Here is a 24580-nt window from a genome sequence, read left to right as displayed (position 1 = left end):
CGGCAGGGTTGTTACGCTGCCAGAGCGTTGATCTTGTCGGGCTGGAAGCCGGACCAGTGCTCGTCGCCTGCGATGACGACGGGTGCCTGCATGTAGCCGAGGGACTTGACCATTTCGAGGGCCTGAGCGTCTTCGGTGATATCAACCTTGGTGTAGCTGATACCCTTCGCGTCGAGGGCGCGGTAGGTCATGTTGCACTGGACGCACTGGGGCTTGGTGTACACGGTCACTACCATGGGAGTGCCTCTTACTTTCTCCCGCTCGGGCGGGGCTATCTCGTGAATGAATCTGGCGTGTTTCGTCGGTGGTTCGCCACGTGTTGTTTACGGCGGGCGCTGTGCCGTCCACTGCCCCCTCCTAGTGGGGCGTGGTGGTTTCCTGCGCTGGGGCAGGGCGCCTAAAAGTGCCGTAGTGGTGGAACCGAGTATTAATACTACATCTAGTGTCAAGATTTTTCTGCACCACAAGATGATGTGGTGCGAGGGTCGTGTTTCGTTCGATAAACCCACAGTTGAACCCACTTAAGAGGGGGTGTCTACAGCTTATCCACACCCTGCCGCGGGGCTAGTTCGCCGTATTTTCGCGGGGTGTGCCGGGTTATCCACAGGTGGGGTTTAAGTTGGTCAGGATTTTTAAGGGTTCATTCGCCCGCTGAGTTGAGGTTCAGTTAACCTCATGTATGCGTTTGAGGGCATAAAACCCGGCAGATTCGGGCTTGATTTTAAAGAGATCTTAACTCTCGCCCGTTCTTGCGCGGAACGGCGCGGTTTTAAAGCAGAACGGACTTTCTTAAAGGCGGGGGTTAACCCCCTTCGAGCGGGTTTAAGCTATGTGATTAAGGCTGTAGAAAAGATTTTTAACTCTTTTTCAGCAGCCGGTGTGTCGTGGGTTTAAGTTGGTTAATTCCGCTGAAACACCAAAACCCACCGCATATACCGGTATTTCACGGTATTTGCGGTGGGTTTACTCGGTATCCACGCTGGTTTTAGCAACCGACAAGCAGTAACCGGCTAGAAATCGATCAGGCCCAGCTCGCGTAGCTTCTTGCTAAGCGTTACGCCGTCGGTGGCTTCAATCCACAGAGGTGAGCGCATCATCTGTTCGGCGCGGTAGTCGCTCCACACGCGGCCGGAGGCGAGCATGGTCTCCCCCACGGTCAGGTTGCGGATGACGATTGCCGCCACGTTGTCCGGGTAGCGTACCGCGAAGCCGTTGTAGATGTACGGGTCGCGCTGCCCATCGTCGCCGACGAGGATCCACTTCATCTGCGGGAATTCCTCGGCGAGGCGGCGCAGGGACTCGACCTTGTGGTTGGTGCCGGAGCGGAACCAGCGGTCGGGGGTGGGGCCCCAGTCGGTGAGCAGGAACGTGCCGCGCGGGTAGCCGTTGCGGCTGAGGAAGCGGCGCAGGGTCGGGGTGATGTTCCAGGCGCCGGTGGACAGGTACATGAACGGCGCATCCGGGTGGCTGCGGCGGATACGGTCGGTCATGACCGCCATGCCGGGGGTGGGGATGCGTGCGTGCTCGTCGAGAATGAAGGAGTTCCAGGCGGCGACGAGGGGGCGCGGCAGCATGGTGACCATGACGGTGTCGTCCACGTCCATGATGACGCCGAGCTTCTGGCTTTCGGGAACGATGTAGACGCTGGTTGCTACGGCGCGGGAGCCGGGCACGTACATGATGACTTCGTGCATGCCGGGTTCCAGGTCGATGCTGAGTTTGACGTCGAGCACGCCGCCGCGGTCGGTGTACGCCTCGTACTTGGTGCCGTCGATGACGATGGTGACGGGCGCATCGGACATTGCGGTTGCGGTGAAGGAGCGCCAGCCGCGCATGGGGTTGGCGGTGTCTTGGGTGCCTTCTACGACCTGCAGCAGGCGTTCGAGGTTGACCGTCTTGTAGAGTGCGCGGGCGATGATGCGGACCCAGCCGGGGTTTCCTTCGGAGGGGGCGCGGCCGTAGCCTTCGGTGGGCACGAGGATAGGTTCGCGACCGGCGGTGATGGCGCGTTTTTCACGCCACCTGTGCAGCCGGTCTGCAACACGGTAGCCGATGTTGACTGCCTCGTCGGCAGCATCGTTCACAAGGTTGCGCAGTTCGTGAGTGCCCAAATTCTCCATCCCACTAGTGTAGCGGAGCGTTACCGGCTTGCGGCTTCTTGATTTTGTGTTCTTATACCTAGTTTTTATACCTATTAATACTGTGGTGCTGAGCTCGCGGTGTGATGTGCACATTATTTAGGGTGTATTCGCTGTTCAGATTCGTTCCTTGCAGGTGGGGGCGTTATCCTGGAAGGTATGACCCACTCACAGCCTAACCGCCGACTTTTTGTGCTCGGCACTGCTATGCTTCCGCTGATTGCTGCCTGCTCGAAGAAGTCGAATGACTACGACGGCACCAGCGGTAATTTCACTCCGTATCAGGCTGGCGGCGAGACCTCTGCTGCCGCTACTCGCCCCGCCGCAACGAATTCGCCGACGGTTGCCGCTGCTGGCAACCCGGTTGATAAGCCGCGCGAATGGCCCGGTATCGGCAACTCCCTCGTTGGTGACGGCAAGTATGTTGCGTGGACTGTTGATGACGGCGCAAGCCCGGAGGCGATTCGCGGCTACGCTGAGTTCTCGAAGCGTACGAATACTCGCCTGACTTTCTTCATTAACGCTTCTTACACCGGTTTTAAGGAGCATGTGTCGTTGCTGCGTCCGCTGGTTCAGAGCGGCCAGATTCAGGTTGCGAACCACACGTACAGCCACGCCGATCTGACCACCCTGGATGCTGAGGGCGTGAAGGAAGAGCTGCAGCGTAACGAAGACGAGATTATGAGCATGTTCGGTGTCTCGTCGAAGCCGTACTTCCGCCCGCCCTACGGCCGCTACAACGATGCGGTGCTGAAGGCTGCCGGTGAGATTGGTTTTACCCGCCCGGTCATGTGGAACGGCACCACCGGTGACGAGGCGAAGACCAGCTCCCGCGTGATTTACATGCGTTGCATCCGCTACATGCTGCCGCAGCAGATTGTGCTGGGTCACCTGAACTACGAGACGATCATCCCGATTCTGGATAAGGTGAAGGGTCTGATTGATGACCGCGGCCTGACTGCGGTGACGGTTCGTGACTACTACGGTGACGCATCCGAGGAAGAGATTAAGGCGGCGGCTCCTTCGCCGACCCCCACCCCGGAGGAGAACACCCCCTCCCCTGAGGCAACTACGGAGGCGCCGGCCCCTACCCCGGAACCGACTACTGAGGCTCCGACTCAGGCGCCGACTACCCGCTATGAGGATGAGGCGGCAGCTAATCAGCAGGCTACGACCGCTCCGGCGGCAACGACGGCTCCGCCGGCTCGTGCGACCGCCGCACCTGCGGCTACGACTGCTCCCGCGGCCACTGCCACTACCGCACCGGCGGCTGCCCGCCGATAGGGTCGCGTATTTCACGTGTGCTAAGCCCCCTTGACCCGGTTCCCCTACGGACCGGTACGAGGGGGCTTTGCCGTACCCGGCGAGAATAAACGCGCGGGAATAAAGGCTGGGGAATAAACGCGGCAACCGGGGCGTTAGGTGAGCGTACAGTTGCGGCAGTTGCCCCATCCGAGTGTGAGAGGAATAGACAGCATGCGTATTGATATTTGGTCCGATATTGTGTGCCCCTTCTGCTACGTGGGCAAGCGTAACCTGGAGCAGGCGCTCGCCGAGTTTGAGCACCGCGACGAGGTTGAGGTGGTGTGGCATAGTTTTGAGCTGGACCCGTCGGCTACGGAGCATCCGGCAGGTTCGTTGCCTGAGATGATTGCTGGCAAGTATCAGATGCCGTTGGAGCAGGCGATTGCGAGCCAGGAGTCATTGGCGGAGCGTGCCCGCGAGGTGGGTTTGGATTTCAATTGGCGTCAGGCGCGTTACGGTAACACGTTTGATGCGCACCGTGTGATTCATTATGCGGCGGAGCAGGGTTTGGCGTCGGCAGCGCAGGAGGCGTTTAAGCTGGCGTACTTTACGCAGGGCCGTTCGGTGCAGGATTACGAGTCAATTCTGGATATTGCTTCTGAGATTGGCCTGGATACCGCCGAGGTTGAGGCGGTGTTGAAGAGCGACCGTTACGCGGCGGATGTGCGTGCTGATGAGCAGTTGGCGCGCCAGCTGGGCATTAATGGTGTGCCGTTCTTCTTGATTGAGTCGAAGTGGGCGGTCAGTGGTGCGCAGCCTGCGAAGATGCTGGTGCAGGCGCTGCGTCAGGTGTGGGAGGAGACTCACCGTGTTGAGTTTTTGAACCCTCTGGCGGGCGCGGCTGGTGACGCGGCAGGTGACGGTGCTGCGGAGGCGGGTCCCTCCTGCGATATGAACGGCAACTGCTCCTAGCGACAGTCCTGGATAGAGCTGCCCCGGCGGGGGTGCTGCTCCCCTAGCGCCCCCGGCTAGCACCCCTGGCTAATGCAGCCTCAGATATAGCGAAGCCCCCTCGTACTATTTCTAGTACGAGGGGGCTTTACTATGCCCGCACGTTACATCTTCCCTTGTCAGAATATTTGGGAGCTCAATATTACCTGCGGATAGGACTGTTTTCATTTACACTTGAGTGTGTGTTCTACGGTGAACACACTTGTCCACTCACTTTATAAAGGAATATTGTGTTGAAAATTCACACCGCGACCGCTGGTGTTCTTGCGGGTGCTCTGCTGCTGACTGGTTGCTCTTCGTCTGTTCGCGCTCCGAAGTCTGTGCCTTCTGCGTCATCGTCGACGTCTGTTTCTGCTAGCCCTTCGGTTTCAGCTACTCCTAGTTCTTCTCCGAGTGCGTCTGCGACTCCTTCGGAGTCTCCTACCCCGACGGTAACCCCGTCTCCGGTTCCGACTACTGAGGCTCCCGTGCAGGCACCGGCTACTGAGGCGCCTTCCGCGGAGGCACCGACGGCTCCGGTTTCTGAGGCACCCGCGCAACAGGCTGAGCCTGTTCAGCAGGCGCCGGTAGCTACGGAGGCGCCCGTCCAGCAGGCGCCCGCGCAGGCTCCGGCGGCTGAGGCGCCCGCTCAGCAAGCTCCCGCGCAGCCGGTTCAGCAGGCTCCGGCGCGGTCGAGTGTTTATTACAAGAATTGTGATGCGGTACGTGCAGCTGGCGCGGCGCCGTTGCATCGTGGCGAGCCGGGTTACCGCCCTGGTCTTGATTCTGATGGTGACGGCGTGGCGTGCGAGCCGAAGAAGAAGCACTAAGCTTCTACCCCCAGATATGACGAAGCCCCCTCGTACTATTTCTAGTACGAGGGGGCTTCGTCGTATCAGCCTCGTTCTGTTAGAGCAGCCGGTGAGGTTAGCGCGGCTGGTAGGCGCGGGCACGCTCAGCGCGAGCACGGCGCGCCTCCGCATCCTGCAGGACCGGCACCAGCATACGCACCACCTGGCCCATGCCACGCAGCACCAAATTCAGCCACAACCCAACAGACCACACCGCCGCCACACGCGGATGCCCCGTGCGCATCCACCGCACACCCAGAAAAGACAGCGAGTAATACAGCAGAAGCAGCAGCGACTCACGGAAGCGGTGCACCTGCCGAAGGAGAGGGTTCTGAGGAAGCTTCATCATGCCTCCCAGTATACCCACCGGAACCCCTCGCCGGGGTTCCCCCGCACTACCCGTAATAGTCACGAATCGTCACCGTCTTCAACCCGCGCCGATCCAACAACGCCCGAATACGGTCCAGTTCAGACACCACACCCCGATAATTCAAATGCCCAATCACAATATGCTGAGCCAACGCATACTTCTCCGCATAGGCATACACCTCAGCCGAAGAAATATTAGACGAATCCGCCAACGACCCGTACCACAGAACCGGGCGCGTAAAACCACACGACGCCGCAGCCGCCAACACGCGCGCATCATAATACCCGTACGGCGGGCGGAAATACGGCTTCGAAGACACCCCAAAAAGCCGCCTAATCTCCTCATCATTACGGGTCAACTCCTGAACAATCTGCTCATCCGTCAGGCTCGTCAACGCCGCATGACTATACGTATGGTTCGCAATCTGCAGCTGGCCACTCTTCACCAGCGGAAGCAACAGGTCACGATGCTGCTTAAACGCCGGGTACTGGCCGTTGATAAAGAAGGTGAGGCGCGTGCCGGTACGGCGTGCGAACTCCGCGTAGGCGCGCACCACCTCCGGGTCGGCACCGTCATCAACCGTCCACGCAATGTACTTTCCCTCACCGGGCAGGCCGGTCTGCGGGCCGTCCCAGGCACGAGCTTCGGGAACCGGGTTCGACGAGGTCGCAGTCGCAGAATCGGTCTTAGATGCCGCGGCGGTCGGAGATGCAGTACCCGTTGCGGAGCCAGATGCGGAAGGGGCAGCCGCCGAGCTTGCCGAAGGGGTCGAAGAAGGGCTCGCCGAGGCGCTACCCGACGCACTACCGGACGGGCTGCTCGATGGGGTGTTCGACGGGGTGCAGCCGGTGAGGCCAAGACCCAGCACACCGAAGCTCACCGCGCCCAGGCCAAAGGTACCAACGTGTCGTAAAAGTTCCCGTCGTCCCATGGAGGCGCGGGCAGAGGCACCCACCACCGCCCGGTCAGCGGTGGGGTCAGTAATAGCGGATTGACGAGTAGTGATAGGTGTTTCTGAGTGTGGAACAGTGTTCATATTATGAGTGTATGATGAGATCGCCGTCAGCTATCGAAAAATTCAAAATATTACTTAATGATTAACAACGGCGCTATTAAAGAACCTTTATGCACTTTCAGTCCCCTCACTCACCGAAGACCACGCTCAGTACACTAAGCTACCCGCACGCCAGATAATCAAGGTACAGCTCTAGGTACAGATTCAAGTACAGCTCCAGCTACAGCGCAAGGTGCAGCTCTAGGTAAGCACAGCAAGGCCCCTCCCCCTGAACACGTTCATAACGCGCCTAGGAAAGGGGCCTCAATATATAAAGTTCACGCAATCGTACTGCCAAGTACGCAGATACGATCAAGTACGCGGAGTGAAACCTACTCGGACTCCGAAGCTTCCGGCTGCTCCGCCTTAGCGGAATCCAGCGCATTCAGCGCCTCCAGAGCCGCAGCCTCAGCCGCTTCTTCGGCGTCCGCCTCAGCCACACGCTCAGCATCCGACTCAGCAGAAGTCACCGCTGCCGGGTTCGTCAGAACCTTCACACCCATGCTGCGCAGCGCATCCGTATTTGTGATCGTCTCGTCATTATCAATCAGGTACACCTTGTACCCGTCATTCCGCAGACGACGCATCAGCTCCAGGAGCATGCTCTGAGCGACCTCATCCACTGCGTACACGCGCGTTACGTCCAGGGCAACCTTGGAGCCCTCCATCGGGGATTCCACAATCTCACGAATCACGCGCTCCACACCCGCAAAACGGATGCGGCCCTGCAACTGAATCAGGCGCATAGACTCGTCACCCGAACCGATCTGGTAGTTCGCGCGCAACGCCGAACGAGCCACGGTCGGCACATTCATCACGTGCATGCCCATGTCATCCGAGAACTGCTCGAACAGCTCCACGCCGCGCACACTGTTACCGTGACCGTCCAGACGCGGCGAGAACGTCGCCACACCCAGCTGACCGGGCACCGCACCAATAATGCCGCCGCCCACGCCGCTCTTCGCCGGAACACCCACCTGGGTCGCCCAGTCACCCGCAGAGTTATACATGCCGCACGTGAACATGACGCTCAGCACCTGACGCACCACAGTCTTAGGAACCACCTGCTCACCCGTCACCGGATGCACACCATAGTTCGCCAAAGTCGCCGCCATCAACGCCAAATCCTTGACCGTCACCATCAGCGAGCACTGGCGGGTATAACCCTGCACCGCCACAGTCGGGTCACCGGTCAGGATGCCGTGGCCGCGCAGCATGTGCGCAATCGCGTAGTTGCGGTGCGCGTGCTCCAGCTCAGACTCGTACACGCGCTCATTCACCGACAGGCGACGGCCCGCAAACGCAGACAAACCAGAAATGACGCGCTCCATACGCTCGCCCTGAGTCGCACCGGGAGGACCCACCAGCGAATGGGTGGTAATCGCGCCAGCGTTAATCATCGGGTTCAGCGGCTTACCGGAGCCGTCCTCCAGGGACAGCTCGTTGAACGGCTCACCGGAAGGCTCCACACCCACCTTCGCAAGCACATCATCATAGCCGCGGTCCGCGAGCGCCAGGGCGTACACGAACGGCTTAGAAATCGACTGGATCGTGAACTCCACATCGGAGTCACCGGCGGCGTACTGCTCACCATCAACCATGGCGATAGACGCGGCAAGCTTGTCCGGGTCCACGGCGGCAAGTTCCGGAATGTAGTTTGCCAACTCACCGGAGGTATCAGAAGCGACCGACTCGAGGGTCTCGGTCAGGTAAGTGGCAATAGGTGAATGCATAGTGTTCCGTATCTGCTGCTAATCGTGGTTGTTCTCGTCAAAAATTCTAGGATGCGCCCGCCCGCTGTTCCGTTTCAGCTGTTCCGTTTCAGTCGGGCTGAGGCGCTCATCGTTACAGGCTTCCGCGGCTACCAAACTAAAGAGCCAGCCAGCGAACCTGTCAAAGTGCGTGGGTGAGGAGCACCTTTTGCTCCCTAAAGAGTGTATCTTTTGCGTGTTGAAGCCACCAAATATAACGGTCACTACTCCCCCGCTATTTCAGGCTCTGGTACCTGTTCTGGTTTGCCGTTTTCTGCCGTAATTTACCGCGGCGGGCAGAACCTCCGGCGAAGCCCGGGCAAAACCTACGGGTGGCGAATCGAAGCCGGCTCACGACCACCCAACTCGGCAGTCTCCAGCTGGAACGTCGAATGCTCCACCGACACCTCAAAATGGGTCGCCACGCAGGAGCGGATACGGTCCAGAATTGCCACCGCAGACCCGTCATGGAAGCACGAATCGGCAACCACCACGTGCGCGGTCACCACCGGCAGACCGGTCGCCACCATCGAAGCGTGCACATCGTGCACCTCCACAACACCCTCAACGCGCAGCATGTGCTCACGCATCGCGTCCAAATCCAGACCGTCCGGGGTGAACTCCATGAGCACCGCAGTCGTCTGCCTCATCAGACGCATCGCACGCGGCACAATCAGCGCCGCAATGAACAGACCCGCCAGGGCGTCCGCCTGGTAGAAGCCGGTCAGCCAAATCACGATAGCCGCCACAATCACACCCAGCGAACCCAGGGCGTCATTGAGCACCTCCAGGAACGCGGCACGCATATTGAAGTTCGCGTTCCTCGCCGTAGCCAGCACCGCAATACCAATAGCGTTCGCCACCAGGCCGACCACACCAAAGATCAGCAGCTCGGTGCCGGGCACCTCCGGCGGGGCGAACAGGCGATGCACGCCCTCCACCGCCGTGTAGATACCCACCGCCAGCAGCAGCACCGACTGCCCGAGGGCGGCAAGCACCTCAATACGGCGGAAACCCCACGTGCGGCGGGACGTTGCCGGGCGCGTCATGAGCGAAGCCGCCGTAAGCGCCACCAGCAGGCCCGAGGCATCCGTAACAGCGTGCGCCGTATCAGTCAGCAACGCAAGACTTCCGGTGACCAACGAACCAATCGCCTGCGCCAACACAATAACGACCGCCAGACTGAACGCAATCAGCAGGCGCGGACGCATCGAGGCGGCGTCCTCCGGGCTCGGGGCATGCGAATGGTCGTGGTGATGCCCGTGATGCCCGCCGTGGCCGTGATGTGCGTGCGCTCCCATGAGTGACTCCTCAACTATGAACTGTGTTGTTGACTATCGAGAGTTATCGGCAGATAGCAAAATCGCCCGATTCACAAGAACCGGGCGACAAGCTCCTCAACCGAGGAAAACGTGGAGATAAGGGGACTCGAACCCCTGACCCCCTGCATGCCATGCAGGTGCGCTACCAGCTGCGCCATATCCCCATATTCTGTTAGTGACCTCAACGAGGCAACATGAATATATTACACACACCACGGACAGCGATGCAAACCAGCGCACCCAAAAATCCAAAAAGTTCCCGGCGGGTAAGCCAAAGGCTAAGCAAGAAGGGCGGCCCCCGCGGCACCATACAGCGCCAGCAGAGCCCACCCCTCATCAGCTAAAAATTAAGCAGAAGCCTACGCCTCGTCCTGAGCGGGAATGATGCGTGCAGCATCTTCCTCAGTCTCACCCTCAATGTCGAAGGGAGCCTCGTTCTCAACGCCCAGCTCAATACGCGGAGCCTCAGCCCACAGACGATCCAGAGCGTAGAACTCGCGGTCCTCCTCATGCTGAACATGCACGACAATATCGCCGAAGTCCAGCAGAATCCAACGACCCGAGGAACGACCCTCACGGCGGACCGGCTTCAAGTCAGCCTGCTCACGCAGAGCGTCCTCAACCTCATCCGCAACAGCGTTCACGAGGCGCTCATTGTGGGCAGAAACCACCAGGAAGCCATCAATCAGACCCATCGCGTCGGATGCATCCACAGCGAACAGGTTCGTTCCCTGCTTCTCCTCCGCAGCGCGGGCGGCAATGCGCAGAGCCTCAATCGAGGACTGTGCAGCAGTCATATTTTCCTTCCTTGCCGGCAGAACACCCGCCGGCAACACCCCGCAACAGGGGTGCATTGTTCACGGCCTACTTGGGGCCAAAAATCATAATCAGACCAACAACGACCAGGGCGAGCAACAACACAATCCACAGCCACGCCAGGGAGGGCTTCTGCGCAGGCTGCAGAACCTCTTCAGCCTTCTCAACAGCGCCCTTAGAAGCGGACTCCTTGGAAGCCTCAGCGGAAGGTACCGGAGCAGACTTGGACTTAGCAGACTTGGACTCGCCGTCTTCTGCGGCTTCCTCAGACTCTTCAGCGCCCTCGGTAACCTCTTCAACCAGGGCAGCGGACTCCTCGGGATCCTGACGATCCACCATGCGCTGCAGCAGCTCCTCAACCTCATCCGGGCTCAGAGCAACAGTCGGGTCGCCGTCCACCGAATCCACGGTATCCCCTGCGGAGGCGCTATCCAGCACGCTCAGGTCAAGACCCTGCGCGTTCACTGCGCTCACGCGGGTGGGCAGTTCGTCAGCAGACTCTTCAACCTCAGCAACCTCAACGGTCTCTTCCACAACGGAAGCGACCTCAGTCTGCTCAGCCTCAACGTCTGAGCTGTCCAGCTCCTCAACCTTCGGCTCATCGCGCACCAAGTACTGGTGCAACTCGGGTTCCGGCTTCTCCTCCTTGACCACGGCAATGACCGGGATCGAAGAAGTCATCGGGTTATCCACCGCGGAGGGGCTGGTCGCATCCACACGGTTCTGCGCGATCTCTTCGGGGCGCAGAACACGCAGGCTACTGGTCAGAGGAGCAGGCTCGTGCAGCTTCTCCTCATCGTTCGCCTCAGTGTCAATCTTGCCCTGGGCAGCCAACGCCGCAAAACGACGCTGAACAGCCAGAACCTGCGGGTCAATAGCGTCCGCATGAATCACGGAGCCCATATTCGCAACAGGCTTCGCGGGCTCACCGCGGCGGGCTGCACGCAGGTACTCGGCAACTTCTTCACGGTAGCGGGCAAGACGGCGCGGACCCATCACCTTAGTAGGCGGCGGCACCTCAATGCCGTCCTCGGTCACGTACGTCTCGTAGAGGTACGCTTCGTCCTCGCTATAGGGCTTCGAACCCGTAGCTTCACTCATGTGTTCCCTCATTATTCGTAGATTGGGGTGCCTGCCCAGACTCATCTTTCACGTGGGGCAAGCCGTCACGGTACGCCGTCAAGGCGTCCTTCTTGTACAGGCCGTACTTAGCAATGTACTGCACCACACCATCCGGCACCAGGTACCAGATGGGGGCGTCTGCAGCTGCGCGGCGACGAATATCAGTCGAAGAAATCGCCATCGCAGGAATCTTCAGGGTCGTAATATGACGACCCTCTGCCAGCGGCGGATCCAGCTCATGATCGGGGCGGGTCACGCCCACAAAAGTCGCCAAATCCCACAGCTTATGGGCATTGCGCCAGGTCATAATCTGGCTGATCGCGTCCGCCCCGGTAATGAAGAACAGGTCAGCATCCGGGCGCAGGGCGCGCAGCTCGTTAAGCGTATCAAAGGTGTAGGTGGCGCCGCCACGGTCAATATCAATACGGCTCACCGTAAAACGCGGGTTCGACGCGGTCGCAATCACCGTCATCAGGTAGCGATGCTCAGCGTCACTCACGTGCCGCTCCCCCACCTTCTGCCAGGGCTGACCGGTCGGAACGAACACGACCTCGTCCAGGTCGAACACGGCGGCAACTTCACTAGCTGCCACCAGGTGTCCGTGGTGAATCGGGTCGAAGGTTCCACCCATCACGCCCAGACGCACCCGACCGGGAGTGCGCGGGGGAATCGACTCGGTGCTCGGAGCACCAAAATCAAGGTGAACAGGCTGGTCAGTCACAAATGCCGTCCTTGCTGGGGACAGAAACCGCACCACAGCAGCTAAAAAGCCACCACAGGCGCGGATGCGGGCAGGTACACAGAAGGTACGCAACACCGAAAAAGGTGCCCGCGTACATTCCCCTCTATGCTACCTTCTTACGGTCAAAAACATCGAAATGACGGGGGTGAGCTAAGCCGCCAGTGGAATACCCAGCCAGCACGCCCGACCGCAGGCTCACCCGCGTGTTCCGACACGCACATCCGGCGCGAGCGGCAACCACAGAACCTACGAGAAAGCACCGCACACAAGAAAGCGCCGCGCACCGGAGCCAAACCCCGGTACGCGGCACCATTCACTGTCTAGGAAACAGCTACGCTTCAGCTACTAGTCGTCGATGTTCGGCATGTCGATATTCTCGTCGACCTTGCCTTCCTTCAACTTCTTGCGGTACTCAACCGACTCGGTCCACACGCCTGCAACACGCTCGGACTCCAGCTCGGCACGAGCCTCCGCCTTCGCGTCCATACGCTCCTTGTACTCCACACGCTTCTGCGCACGAGTCGGGCGAATAATCTCCTCCAGACGAGCGTCCGTACCACGCGGGGAGGATAGCAACTCAGCGCCACCGACCATGGTCGGCTCCCAATCGAAGATCACCGAGTTGTCGTTCTCACCAATCACCACGGCGTCACCGGCACGAGCACCAGCCTTGAACAGCTCATCCTCAACACCCAGGCGCGCCAGGCGGTCCGCCAGGTAGCCGACAGCCTCATCATTATTGAAGTCAGTCTGCTGAATCCAACGCTCAGGCTTCTCACCAATCACGCGGAACAGCGGCTCAAGGTTACGCTCCTCGCGGCGAATAGTGAACTCCTGCTTCTTCTTACCGCGGAAACCCTTCGGGCGAACCACAGGAGCCTCAACAACCACGCGCTCCGCTTCCTTCTCTGCAGCGGCACGAGCCACGCGGTCCTCCTCCACAAGCTTTGCCATCGCAAAGATCAGGGACTTCAGACCCTCATGGGAAGCAGTCGAAATCTCGAAGACCTTGAAGCCCATTTCCTCAAACTCGGGGCGAACAAACTCAGCCAGCTCACGAGCCTCAGGAACGTCAATCTTATTGAGCACCACAATCTGCGGACGCTCATGCAGCGGCACGGTCACACCCGCAGTCGGGTCAACCTCATAGTTCTGGAGTTCGCCACGGATCACCTCAAAGTCGCTGATCGGGTCGCGGCCCGGCTCCAAAGTAGCGCAGTCAATCACATGCACAAGAGCCGAAGAACGCTCCACATGGCGCAGGAAGCGGTGGCCCAGACCGCGGCCCTCCGAAGCGCCCTCAATCAGACCCGGAACATCCGCGACGGTGTAGCGAACATCGCCTGCCTGCACCACACCCAGGTTCGGGATCAAAGTGGTGAAGGGGTAGTCAGCAATCTTCGGACGCGCCGCAGAAATCGCAGCAATCAACGAAGACTTACCCGCCGAGGGGTAACCCACCAGAGCCACATCCGCAATGGACTTGAGCTCCAGAACAATATCAGCCTCTTCACCGGGAGTGCCCAGCAGAGCAAAACCGGGAGCCTTACGCTTAGCCGAAGCCAACGCAGCGTTACCCAGACCGCCCATACCGCCACGGGCAGCAACATATTCGTCGCCCACACGCAGCAGGTCAGCCAAAACATTACCCTCGCGGTCCTTCACCACAGTACCCTGCGGCACGGTCAGAATCAGGTCCTCACCGTTAAAGCCGTGGTGCATATCGCCACGACCAATATCGCCATTCGGGGCGTGCTGGTGCGGGCTGTGGTGGTACTCCAGCAGGGTCGTGGTCTGGTTATCCACGCGCAGAATCACCGCGCCACCATTACCACCGTTACCGCCGTTAGGGCCGCCCAGGGGCTTAAACTTTTCACGTCGCACGGAGACGCAGCCGTTACCTCCGCGACCGCCAGATACATGCAAGACCACGCGGTCCACGAATTCTGCCACGGGTTCTCCTTATCTTGGAAAATCTTCACTTCGCCACCGCACGGCACACACCAATCATGCTGCGGATGCGGCGGCAGGCGCGACCGGGTTGGGGTGCGCCTCATCGTGGAGCCCAGCACGGGCGTCCACGGCATTCGAGGTCATAGCGAGAGGGGGTAGACTAACGCCTACCCCCTCTGCCCTAGCGGTGAGTATTACTCAGCTGCTGCCAGGATGTTAACGACCTTGCGGCCCTTGCGGGTACCGAATTCGACGGTGCCTGCTGCCAGAGCGAACAGGGTGTCGTCGCCACCGCGGCCAACGTTCAGGCCGGGGTGGAAGTGGGTGCCGCGCTGGCGAACGAGAATCTCGCCTGCGTTGACGGACTGGCCGCCGTAGCGCTTAACACCGAGGTACTGGGGGTTCGAGTCACGGCCGTTACGGGTGGAGCTTGCGCCCTTCTTGTGTGCCATTCTGTATTCCTACCTTAGGGTTGAATTCCGGTCGTTTCGATTACGCGTTGATAGCGGTAATCTTGACGGTGGTCAGCTCGGCGCGGAAGCCCTGACGCTTCTTGTAACCGGTCTTGTTCTTGTACTTCTGAATAACGATCTTCGGACCGCGCAGGTCCTCAACCTTCTCAGCAACAACCTTGGCGGAAGCCAGGGACTTTGCGTCAGCGGTGACCTTGTCACCGTCGACGAGCAGCAGCACGGGCAGCTCGATGGTGCTGCCGGGCTCGCCTGCAACACGGTCAAGGGTAACGAGGTCGCCTACGGAAACCTTCTCCTGGCGGCCGCCAGCGCGTACAATCGCGTATGCCACTATGGGACTCACTTTTCTCGACAACTTGCTTCTTGAATCTCACACGAATGAGCAGCCTGCGCTTTCATTGCTGTGCGCCCTCCCCCGCCAGTCGAATGACCACGAACAAGGAGGAACGGCCCGTGCGTTCCGGCGGGATTGCCCGCCGAAGCCAACACGCGAGGCTCACCGGTGGTGTCTCTCTCCCGCACGTTCCAAACTCAGCCGACTACTCGACCGCGCCGAAGACGATGCGGGTGGGAGCGGTGTCTCCCGCTGGCCCTGCGTCGATAGGGCTTCACTGAGATAAACACCAGTCCTTAAGGATACGGCATGATCTACGCGCCGCGCAATAGATAATTTTGCGGAACACTCGAAGTCGGCACGTGATGCTACTCAAGCCGGTAGCGGCGCCATACGTGGACCGGGAGTGCATCCCGCGCATAGCTCGCGCATAAACGAGCCCCGGCGAAGTGGATTACTCCACCCCACCGGGGCTCGACATGCACATACCATCGGGATTCCGATGATCGGAAGCTAAAGACTAATCGTCCTTACCTTCACGCTTAATATCGGCAGCAGCAACGCCAATGCCGAACAAAACAGGAGCCGAAGCGTCATCAGCCACCGGAGCCACATCCGCAACAGAAGCGGAAGCAACCACGGAACCCTCAGCACGCTCGGAAGCGTCCACGGTCACGACCTGAGCACCGGCACCAGCGCTCGACGCCGCACGGCGAGTGCGACGCTTACGCGGGGTCGAACCGGGCACCTGAACCGCAGGCTTCTGAGCCTCCTCAACCGGAGCCTCAACCGCTGCGGGAGCCGCGCCCACCACACCGGTCACCGCCGGAGCACCAATCACGCCGGTCACAACCGTACGAGACTCAGGCTTCTCAACCTTATCAGCCTTTGCGGGTGCCTGCTCGGATGCCATGCTCTGCTCAGCTGCCTTCTCGGCGCGCTTCTCATCAGCTTCGCGACGAGCACGGCGGCGGGAGGCACGCGGAGTCTCACGAACGTCCTCAATGCGCAGGTCCTCACGCTCAACACGCTTGGACTCCTGAGCCTTCTGCACACCCGAGTTTACCTCAGCGGAGGTTACCTCTGCGTTCTGCTGCTCGCGGTTCTGACGCTTGGACGAACGACGCTCTTCCGAACGATCCTCACGGCCCGAACGGAACGACTCGCCCTCGGCACGGGCAATACGGCCAGCCTTCTGAGAAGCACGAGCCTTCGCCTCACCGGCGCGAATCGCCTCAAAACGATCCGAAGAGCGGCTAAAGCGCGGGTCGAGCTCCGGGTCAACGTGGTGCTCGTCCTCCAGCGCACCCGCGCCGGAATCCTCCACAGCGGCAATATCCGCATCGGTCAGCTCACGGCGCTTACGGTTACGAGAAGACTTCTTCTCGCCACGCTTGGACGAACGACGCTCCTCCGAACGATCCTCCGAACGCTCCTGTTCAGAGTCCTTCGAGGAATCCTCAGCGGACTCTTCCACGCGGTCAAACGCGCTCGCCAGCTGCTCCAGGGAGAAACCGCCCTGCTCGCCAATCCAGTTGCCCTCGGTGACCTCAGCGACCTTGTCCTCACGCTGAGCAACCTCCGCGTGAGCCTGCTCGCTGGCGGCCTCGGCAATACCCTGAATCTCCTGCTCAAGCGAAAGCTCAGCGGTCTCCGCGCGGCGCGAACGCTTACGGCGCTTACGCTTCTTGCGGGTCGAAGCAGTCTCCTCCGAAACGTCCTCGCTCTGAGCGGATGCGGCAGCCACAGCAGCCATAGCGTTACGGCGCTCAGCCTTCTTCGACTCCAGAGCATCCTGCTTCTGCTGGTCACGAGAATCCTCGCGGGCAGCGGCACGGCTACGCTTACGGTCATTACGCTCATGGCGGTGGATGTAATCCGACGCGCCACCGCTACGACCGCTCAGCGGCTGATCGTGAACCACCAGGCCACGACCGGCACAATGCTCACAGGGCTCCGAGAAGACCTCAAGCAGACCGGTACCCAGGCGCTTACGGGTCATCTGAACCAGACCCAGCGAAGTCACCTCAGCCACCTGATGCTTGGTACGGTCACGGCCCAGGCACTCAATCAGGCGACGCAGAACCAGGTCACGGTTCGACTCAAGCACCATGTCAATGAAGTCAATGACGATAATGCCGCCGATATCGCGCAGACGCAGCTGACGGACAATCTCCTCAGCAGCTTCCAGGTTGTTCTTGGTGACAGTCTCTTCCAGGTTGCCGCCGCTACCGGTGAACTTACCGGTGTTCACGTCCACCACGGTCATGGCTTCGGTACGGTCAATCACCAGCGAACCACCCGAAGGCAGGTACACCTTACGGTCCAGTGCCTTCGCCAGCTGCTCGTTAATGCGGTAGTGGTCGAAGAGGTCGTCATCGCCGTCCCACTGCTGCAGGCGGGAGACCAGGTCCGGCGCCACGTACGTCACGTACGCCTCGATGGAATCCCACGCGTTCTCGCCCTGAACGATCATCGCGGTGAAGTCCTCGTTGAAGACGTCACGCACGGTCTTAATCATCAGGTCGGGCTCCTGGTAGAGCATTTCGGGGGCCAATACCTTGCGGGAGTTAGCCTTCTCCTGAATCTCTTCCCACTGCACACGCAGACGGTTAATGTCGTGGGTCAGCTCCTCCTCAGAAGCGCCCTCCGCCGCGGTACGAACAATCACGCCAGCACCCTCGGGCAGCTTGTCCTTCAGAATCTTCTTCAGACGCGCACGCTCGGTGTCGGGCAACTTACGGGAAATACCGGTCATCGAACCACCCGGCACGTACACCAGGAAGCGACCGGGCAGGGAAACCTGGCTGGTCAGGCGGGCACCCTTGTGACCAATCGGGTCCTTGGTGACCTGCACCAGAACCGAATCGCCGGGCTTCAGGGCGTTCTCAATCTTGCGGGGCGCACCGTCCAGACCGGTGACATCCCAGTTGACCTCGCCCGCGTACAGCACAGCGTTGCGGCCGCGTCCAATGTCAACGAACGCAGCTTCCATGGACGGCAGAACGTTCTGAACCTTACCCAGGTACACGTTGCCGATCAGGGAATCCTGCTGGGTCTTGGACACGAAGTGCTCAGCCAGCACGCCGTCCTCAAGCACACCAATCTGGATGCGGCCGTCCTTCTGACGAACCAGCATCTGACGGTCCACAGACTCGCGGCGAGCCAGGAACTCAGCCTCAGTCACGATGTGGCGGCGGCGGCCTAGGGAGCGGGACTCGCGGCGGCGCACACGCTTCGCCTCCAGGCGGGTAGAACCGCGCACACCAGTCACAGTGTTGGATGCGTGAGAGTCAGCCAGGCGCGGCGCACGCACCTTGGTGACGGTCTCAACGTCGTCATCAACGCCGCCCTCAATCTCAATATCTTCGGTACCGCGGCGACGACGACGGCGACGGTGGCTCGTCACCTCAGCCTCAGCGGCAGCCTCCTCACGGCGGCGCTCCATGCGCTCCTTACGCTTCTGCTCCTCGGCAGCGGCGCGGCGCGCCTCACGCTCCAACTTGGCGGCAACAGCGAGCTCACTCAGTTCCTCCGGCTCGGGAGCCATGAACAGCGGCATCGCACCCATGGGGGTACGCGAGCGCAGCTCCTGCAGCTTTTCGCGCTGCAGGTCGCTAATGGTCTTGACCGGCTCGGGAGCTTCTGCGGGATCCTCAGCTGCGGGCTCCTCCGCAGACTCTTCTGCGGCGGGTGCCTCAGGTACAGCTTCTTCGGTTGCGGATTCTTCAGCAACCGCAGTAGCCTCGGCGGGCTGCTCAGCAGCTTCAGCGGTAGCCTCGGTCTTCTCAGCCTTCTCAGCTTCCTCAGCCTGTGCCGGGGGCACGACCTCAACCTTGGCGGTCTCTTCCTTCACCTCAACGGCAGACTCGGCAGCGGGCTCAGTAGCGGCGGGCTCAGCAGACTCAGCGGCGGGGGAAACAACTTCCTCCACCTTCGCGGTCTTCTCGACGGTCTCAACCTTCGCGGTGTTCTCCACAACAGCAGGCTCAGCCGCCTTCTTCTCAGCAGCCTCAAACAGGCTATTCAGAGTAGAAGCAACCTCGGTCTCAGATGCAGCGGGAGCGGCAACCTTCGGTGCCGGCGCGTGCTTAGCCTTAGCGTTACGCAGGTTGGTCAGGCCAGCAGCAATCGCCTCATCCAGGGGAACCTCAGGAGCTTTCTCCTTCTTCGGGCGACCCGGACGGCGGCGCTCAGTACCCTGCTGGGCGTCAGAGCTCTCACGAACATTCTTACGCAGAGTTTCACGGGTCTCTGCAGAGGCGTTCTTTTCCTCCGCGAGGGCGTTCAGCGCCTCAAAAACCCCAAGTTCGACGTTCTTCTCGTCAGACATTAATCTTCTTTCGTTACACCCTGCTCCGCACCGCAAGGATTTTAACAGCGCGCATACAGCGCAAAGCCTAGTTGCTGTCACCGCGGCTCAAGCCTCACCCTACGGCGCGCGTTCATCAGCGCTACCGGGCACTATCTCGTTCAGTGCTTCTGCCGTAGGGGGCGAGCGGGCGGAACGCAGAGCGCGCCGCGACGGTCACAGCCACCTCGCTCTCGAGCACGGCACGCTCACACCTTCCTGGGTGCCCTGCCGGTCTTCGGGTTTCTTCGCCGAGGCGGGCGGCCCGCGCGGTGCGACAGTTATGCTCCGCGGCTTATAGCCGGCGCTCTTCGGGTACTCTCCCTCGATGCGTTGGTGGGGATCTTTATGCGCGTGCGGGGCGCACAAGACACCGTGTTCCATTATACCCGGTAGAGGGTACCTCTAAGCCACCCCACCCATCCTATCTGGGCTCCACCTCCCGGCAGGATGCGCGAGTACATTGCCGCGGGCACACTGCGGCGGGCGCATGGCGGGTACAGCAAAGCCGGGCGTGCCACTACGCACCACCCGGCTTCAAAAACTTTCACAGAGGAGGGGCTAGTCCAGACCCAGCTCCGCATCGCGCGCCTCACGAGCCTGCTGAGCAAGCTTCGGGTCGGTCGGCAGGTACTCCGGACCGGAACCGGTCGCAAACGGAACGCCCAGAATGAAAACAAACGGAGAAACAACCAGCAGAATCACCCACAGCAGCGAGAAGTGACCGGCGGTCAGCAACAGCAGGGCAGTCAGAAAAATAACGGCAGCAACGCCCATTGCGGCAATTCCGGCAGTCTTCACGGTTCTCCTCGAAGGGGTATCAAGAATCTAGTGTCCAGCAGAACGGCAGGCAGTCAACGCCGCAGGCAAAACCCGCGGACGGCTGCGGCTGACGCCGCTCAAGAATATACCTGACCATTATACGCACCCGCGCCGCCTCCCCGCTGACTGCCACCGGCAAAGTCACCGGCGCCTCCCCCACTACCCGGCGCCCCAGCCAGGCGTATTCTGCCCGGCACGATCAGCCAGGCGTATTCTGCCCGGCACGATCAGCCCGGCGTATTCTGCCCGGCACGATCAGCCCGGCGTATTCTGCGCAGCCTCACCCACCCGCAGACGCAACAACGCCCCGGCACCAACAGGCACCGGGGCGTTGCACGTTCGGGGCATCAGCCCTCAACTGCTTAGCGCATCATATTCACAATGACCTCGAAGAAGCGGATCACAATAATGCCGAAAATCAGGATCAGCCACAGGCTAATCGCAAACCAGGACCAGCCGCGAGCGCTCTCACGCATCGACTGCGACGCCGGAATAACACCCGCCGAAATATTGCGGACCGTAGTCTTCACAAAAAGCGTGATGGTCATAACCCACACGATCATGCAGAACAGGCACAGGGCATTAATCTGGAACGTCGTCTGGTACCACAGCCACATAATGAACGCGGTTGCCGCAGCCAGACCAATGTTCATGCACACCCAAAACCACTTCTTAAACTGTGCGCCTGCCATGATTGCGGCACCGATAGTCACCACAATCGAGAAGCCCACCAGACCAATGAACGGGTTCGGGAAGCCGAAAGCTTCCGCCTGCGGGGTGCGCATCACCGTGCCGCAGCTGAGCAGGGCGTTGATATCGCAGACCGTGGAGTGGCCGGCATCAATGTAAATCTGCAGGCGCTCGTACACCAGAATCGCTGAAGAAATGAGTGCGATCAGGCCGGCGCCAACCAGCCAGAATCCGAGCTGTCGGTCTGAGTAGCTGCCCGGGGTTCCCGCGTGCCCGTGCTGCGCTTCTTTTGCAGCGCGGGTGGGCTCGGTAGTACTCGATGCGGCGGTACTCATACGACTCCTTTAGATAGTGTTTTACGGTGGTACTGTCCCAGCAGCACCGTCTTAAGCTCTGTAGTGTTGAGGGGCGCATGCAACCGTCAACGCGGCAGACGCCGGGGAGGGTTGAGGAGGTGCCGGTTAGGTTCCTCAAGGGTGCGCCTCACCTCGTGCAGTAGCGGGTACATACCGGCGCGGCATAGCCAGCACCCCGGAAGCGGTACCCCATTTATCCTAGCCTCTCACACCGCCAAATGGCACGCCATCAGCCTATATGTTCCGTTTTATGACGTGCTATTTTACACAGGTGGGCGCGTTTTCTGTGCACTTTCGGGGCATTTTCAGGGGCTCATTCCGGGCACTTTCGGGGCGTCTTGAGCACGCGAAACCCCCGGGAGGCGCCCGCAATTCAGCGGCGGGCGGAACCTTCCGAGGGTTTCAACGGGATATTTTCTAGGGCTTTATCCGGGGCATCACTTAGGGCGGTATTACCTAGGGCAGCGGGTGGGTGTACGACTCATCAAAGAACAGCTGCTCCAGCTCCACCGCGCGGCTAAAGAACTCGCGGGCACGCTGCGCATCCGACGGGCCCACACGGTCCAGTTCGCGGCGCAGGAAATCAACCAGCTCACGAAACTCCGGGTAGTCGTGAAGGCTAATCCACTCGTGGTGCACAAAAGATTCAGGACGCTTGGCGGGAGCCTTCGACGCCCAATCCAGGTACAGGCCCTCGCAAACCACCAGCACCGACAGGATCGCCGCGTAGCTGCCGCTAGCCGCCGCGTCGAGGAAGAGACGCTTGAAGCCGGTGGTCGCCTCCGTATCGGGCATGGAATCACGCTGATGCTCAGTCACGCCGAGAGTTTCAAAACAACGCAGGAAGTAGGTGTTCTCATCGCCCGCAATCTCGCCGGCAAACTGCGCCAAGCGCAGGCGACCCGCGAGAGTATCAGCGTTAGCAATCGCGCCACCAATCAGGGCGAGGAAGGTATCGAGGAAGCGGTAGTCCTGCACCAGGTACCCCGCCATGACCTGCGGGGCGATCGAGCCGTCAAAAAGCTCAGCAACAAAGCGGTGATTCGTGGCGGAAAGCCAGGTGTCGATGTTCTCCTGACGCAGCGTCTCCGTGAACGAATCGGTGCCAATCAAATCGGTGAAGGGTGCGGGCATGATGGGTGCCTTTCACTATGTGGCATACCGTCGCTGGTATGCGTATGTGTGCGGGTGTGTTGGTGCGGCCTCAGGCGTTGGGGCCGGCGCCTCAGCGAATATAGCACCGTGACGCCAAGGCGTGCCCGGTTTTGCGCCCCGGTGCCCGCAAATTTTCGTTCTTTTCGATTTTTGGGTGGGTGAGGGCGGATGATGCCGGTCAAACTCGCGCGATTGGGGTTAGGTGAGAGCCTATGGGAACACGTGAGAAATCATGCGTTCGAGTGGGACTATGAGGGCAAAGGCATAAAAAGCGGGGGCACGAAAAAACGGGGTGCCACTCCCCCAGCCAGTAAATACTAGAAATACTAGCCGGAGGACGGCACCCCGCCTTCTTATCAATAACCTCAGTGGGCTTTATTCGTCTTCAGAGTCATCGTCACCGAAGAAATCATCGGTGTACGAATCCCCCAGCGGCAGACCCAGCGAATCCTCCAGCGAAGAACCCGCCGCCTCGCCACCCAGCTCAGCCATGATGCCGTCCAGCAGCTCATCCGGCTCAGCAGAGGCAGCCGCAGCCGCCGCGGCAGCCAGAGTCGAAGCCGACGCCGCGCCCGCAGAACCCGCATAAGCACCCTCGGCGCCCAGCTCATCCGGCAGCTCCTCAGCCTCAGCGCCGGGGGTCTTCGCCTGCTCATGCGCCGCCAGCAGGGTACGTGCCTCACCAATGACCGTAATCGAACCGGTAATCAGCACACCCGCCGACTCCTGCTCAAAGAGGGCGTTCTCCATGGCGGTGGCAATCGCCTCGTCCAGGTGCTCAAACACCTCGATCGAGTCTTCGTCCAGGCCCGCGTCCAGCGCCAGCTCGTGCAGACGCTCCGGCGCAATCGCACGCGGCGAATCCGACGCCGCCAAGTACAGGCGGAAGGTACCGTCAGAAGCGTCAACGTACTCTTCGCGCATGGTCTCAAACATGCCCAGAGCATCCTTCTCACCCAAAATACCGACCACGGCGTGCAGGTGGGACAGCTTGAACGCCTCAGTCAGCGCAGCCGCGGAAGCACGCACACCGTGCGGGTTGTGGCCCGCATCCAGGATGGTCAGCAGCTCGGTGCGCACAACCTCCAGACGGCCCGGCGAGCGCACCGTCTCAAAGGCGGTACGCACCACGTCCTCGGGTAGCTGACGCTGACCGCCGAAGAACGCCTCCACGGCGGCAAGAGCCACCACGGCGTTCTGCGCCTGATGTGCACCGTGCAGGGACAGCGGCACATCCGGGTACTCGCCCGCTAGGCCGCGCAGGGTCAGCAGCTGACCGCCGACCGCAAGCTCACGGGAGACAACGCCGAACTCCACGCCCTCAAAGGCGAAGGATGCTTCCTTCTCGCGGGCGGAAGCGAGCAGTACGTCCGCCGCTTCCGGGTCCTGTGCCGCAGAAACCAGGAAGCCGCCGGGCTTGATAATGCCGGACTTTTCGGTCGCAATCTCGGCGAGGGTTTCGCCGAGCATGTCGGTGTGGTCCAGACCAATCGGGGTGACCACGGAAACCACGCCGTCGGCAACGTTTGTGGAATCCCAGGTGCCGCCGATACCGACCTCGAGCACCACCACGTCCACCGGCTCGTCCGCGAAAATCGCGAAGGCAAGCACGGTAACGGACTCGAAGAAGGTCAGGGCGGGCTCGCCGCGGGAGGTCATCTCCGCGTCCACAATCTGCAGGTAGGGGGCAATTTCCTCCCAAATGCGCACGAAGGTGGCGTCCGGTACGGGCGCGCCGTTAATGCAGATACGCTCGGTAACGCTTTCGAGGTGCGGGCTGGTAAAGCGGCCCACGCGCAGGTCGTGGCCGAGCAGCAGCGCCTCAATCATGCGGGCGGTGCTGGTCTTGCCGTTCGTGCCGGTGATATGGATGACCGGCGCGGCACGGTGCACGTCGCCGAGGATTTCGACGGCGCGCGCCACAGCGTCCAGGCGCGGCGCCATCTTGTTTTCGGGTGCTCGCGCCAGCAGTTCACCGTAGACCCGCTCCACGCCCTCGGGGTCGGGAATTGCGGGGTAATTCTTCTCGCTCATTGTTCTCCTCA

At 60.6% G+C, this 24580-nt stretch carries 20 protein-coding genes and 1 tRNA gene; 3 read left to right on the top strand and 18 right to left on the bottom strand.

All coding sequences use genetic code 11. The features are described from left to right. Positions 1 to 11 precede the first annotated feature (11 nt). Positions 12 to 236 carry a glutaredoxin-like protein NrdH gene (gene nrdH, locus HMPREF2712_RS06655; RefSeq protein WP_005505794.1) on the bottom strand — a complete coding sequence of 75 codons (225 nt, stop codon included), beginning with the start codon at positions 234 to 236 and terminating at the stop codon, positions 12 to 14. Between the two features lie 774 nt (positions 237 to 1010). After that, the gene (locus HMPREF2712_RS06650) at positions 1011 to 2120 is read right to left on the bottom strand and encodes an App1 family protein (protein WP_070676573.1); all 1110 of its coding nucleotides are present in this window, start codon (positions 2118 to 2120) and stop codon (positions 1011 to 1013) included. 177 nt (positions 2121 to 2297) lie between these two features. On the opposite strand from HMPREF2712_RS06650, the gene HMPREF2712_RS06645 reads away from it, so the two are divergent. The 3 genes from HMPREF2712_RS06645 to HMPREF2712_RS06635 all read left to right on the top strand — a co-directional run bounded on the left by HMPREF2712_RS06645 (position 2298) and on the right by HMPREF2712_RS06635 (position 5203). Then, the gene (locus HMPREF2712_RS06645) at positions 2298 to 3422 is read left to right on the top strand and encodes a polysaccharide deacetylase family protein (protein ID WP_070819565.1); all 1125 of its coding nucleotides are present in this window, start codon (positions 2298 to 2300) and stop codon (positions 3420 to 3422) included. A 192-nt stretch (positions 3423 to 3614) separates the two neighbouring features. After that, the gene (locus HMPREF2712_RS06640) at positions 3615 to 4355 is read left to right on the top strand and encodes a DsbA family oxidoreductase (protein ID WP_070819564.1); all 741 of its coding nucleotides are present in this window, start codon (positions 3615 to 3617) and stop codon (positions 4353 to 4355) included. A 269-nt stretch (positions 4356 to 4624) separates the two neighbouring features. Then, positions 4625 to 5203 carry an excalibur calcium-binding domain-containing protein gene (locus HMPREF2712_RS06635; RefSeq protein WP_083323948.1) on the top strand — a complete coding sequence of 193 codons (579 nt, stop codon included), beginning with the start codon at positions 4625 to 4627 and terminating at the stop codon, positions 5201 to 5203. 97 nt (positions 5204 to 5300) lie between these two features. On the opposite strand, the gene HMPREF2712_RS06630 is transcribed toward HMPREF2712_RS06635, so the two are convergent. The 16 genes from HMPREF2712_RS06630 to HMPREF2712_RS06555 form a co-directional block, all read right to left on the bottom strand. Beyond that, positions 5301 to 5573 (bottom strand): hypothetical protein, encoded by a 273-nt coding sequence (locus HMPREF2712_RS06630; protein WP_239661600.1) that lies wholly within the window; start codon positions 5571 to 5573, stop codon positions 5301 to 5303. A 46-nt stretch (positions 5574 to 5619) separates the two neighbouring features. Next, on the bottom strand, positions 5620 to 6630 hold the full coding sequence (locus HMPREF2712_RS06625) for a polysaccharide deacetylase family protein (protein WP_070819563.1): 1011 nt from the start codon (positions 6628 to 6630) through the stop codon (positions 5620 to 5622). Between the two features lie 350 nt (positions 6631 to 6980). Continuing rightward, a complete protein-coding gene (locus HMPREF2712_RS06620; RefSeq protein WP_070615847.1) occupies positions 6981 to 8381 on the bottom strand; it encodes a glutaminase in 1401 nt (466 codons plus the stop codon). Positions 8382 to 8725: 344 nt separating this feature from the next. Further along, complete coding sequence (locus tag HMPREF2712_RS06615) at positions 8726 to 9700, bottom strand: cation diffusion facilitator family transporter (RefSeq protein ID WP_070629468.1); 975 nt, start codon at positions 9698 to 9700, stop codon at positions 8726 to 8728. A gap of 112 nt (positions 9701 to 9812) precedes the next feature. Further along, positions 9813 to 9885, bottom strand: a tRNA-Ala gene (locus tag HMPREF2712_RS06610). 195 nt (positions 9886 to 10080) lie between these two features. Beyond that, the gene (gene rsfS / locus HMPREF2712_RS06605) at positions 10081 to 10518 is read right to left on the bottom strand and encodes a ribosome silencing factor (RefSeq protein WP_005505774.1); all 438 of its coding nucleotides are present in this window, start codon (positions 10516 to 10518) and stop codon (positions 10081 to 10083) included. Positions 10519 to 10585: 67 nt separating this feature from the next. Next, positions 10586 to 11638, bottom strand: coding sequence for a sulfite reductase subunit alpha (locus tag HMPREF2712_RS06600; RefSeq protein WP_070819562.1), 1053 nt, complete (start codon positions 11636 to 11638; stop codon positions 10586 to 10588). After that, positions 11631 to 12380, bottom strand: coding sequence for a nicotinate-nucleotide adenylyltransferase (gene nadD, locus HMPREF2712_RS06595; RefSeq protein ID WP_070819561.1), 750 nt, complete (start codon positions 12378 to 12380; stop codon positions 11631 to 11633). Before nadD ends, HMPREF2712_RS06600 begins: the two co-directional genes overlap by 8 nt. A gap of 366 nt (positions 12381 to 12746) precedes the next feature. Then, a complete protein-coding gene (obgE, locus tag HMPREF2712_RS06590) occupies positions 12747 to 14354 on the bottom strand; it encodes a GTPase ObgE (RefSeq protein WP_070819560.1) in 1608 nt (535 codons plus the stop codon). Between the two features lie 194 nt (positions 14355 to 14548). Then, entirely contained in the window at positions 14549 to 14806 is a 258-nt protein-coding gene (gene rpmA, locus HMPREF2712_RS06585) for a 50S ribosomal protein L27 (protein ID WP_005505766.1), read from the bottom strand. Between the two features lie 40 nt (positions 14807 to 14846). Next, positions 14847 to 15158 carry a 50S ribosomal protein L21 gene (gene rplU / locus HMPREF2712_RS06580; RefSeq protein WP_005505764.1) on the bottom strand — a complete coding sequence of 104 codons (312 nt, stop codon included), beginning with the start codon at positions 15156 to 15158 and terminating at the stop codon, positions 14847 to 14849. A gap of 523 nt (positions 15159 to 15681) precedes the next feature. Then, positions 15682 to 19494 (bottom strand): Rne/Rng family ribonuclease, encoded by a 3813-nt coding sequence (locus HMPREF2712_RS06575; protein WP_070819559.1) that lies wholly within the window; start codon positions 19492 to 19494, stop codon positions 15682 to 15684. Between the two features lie 579 nt (positions 19495 to 20073). After that, the gene (locus HMPREF2712_RS06570; RefSeq protein WP_070635093.1) at positions 20074 to 20313 is read right to left on the bottom strand and encodes a nucleoside-diphosphate sugar epimerase; all 240 of its coding nucleotides are present in this window, start codon (positions 20311 to 20313) and stop codon (positions 20074 to 20076) included. 383 nt (positions 20314 to 20696) lie between these two features. Next, a complete protein-coding gene (locus HMPREF2712_RS06565) occupies positions 20697 to 21359 on the bottom strand; it encodes a vitamin K epoxide reductase family protein (protein ID WP_070635094.1) in 663 nt (220 codons plus the stop codon). A 477-nt stretch (positions 21360 to 21836) separates the two neighbouring features. Then, positions 21837 to 22514, bottom strand: a complete 678-nt coding sequence (locus tag HMPREF2712_RS06560) for a TenA family protein (protein WP_070819558.1) — start codon at positions 22512 to 22514, stop codon at positions 21837 to 21839. A gap of 396 nt (positions 22515 to 22910) precedes the next feature. Further along, positions 22911 to 24569 (bottom strand): bifunctional folylpolyglutamate synthase/dihydrofolate synthase, encoded by a 1659-nt coding sequence (locus HMPREF2712_RS06555; RefSeq protein WP_070819557.1) that lies wholly within the window; start codon positions 24567 to 24569, stop codon positions 22911 to 22913. Positions 24570 to 24580 lie beyond the last annotated feature (11 nt).

This window comes from Rothia sp. HMSC064F07 (assembly GCF_001837265.1).
GTDB lineage: Bacteria > Actinomycetota > Actinomycetes > Actinomycetales > Micrococcaceae > Rothia > Rothia mucilaginosa.
Note: the sequence above shows the minus strand (reverse complement) of the source record. Positions and strands in the feature narration are given on the sequence as shown.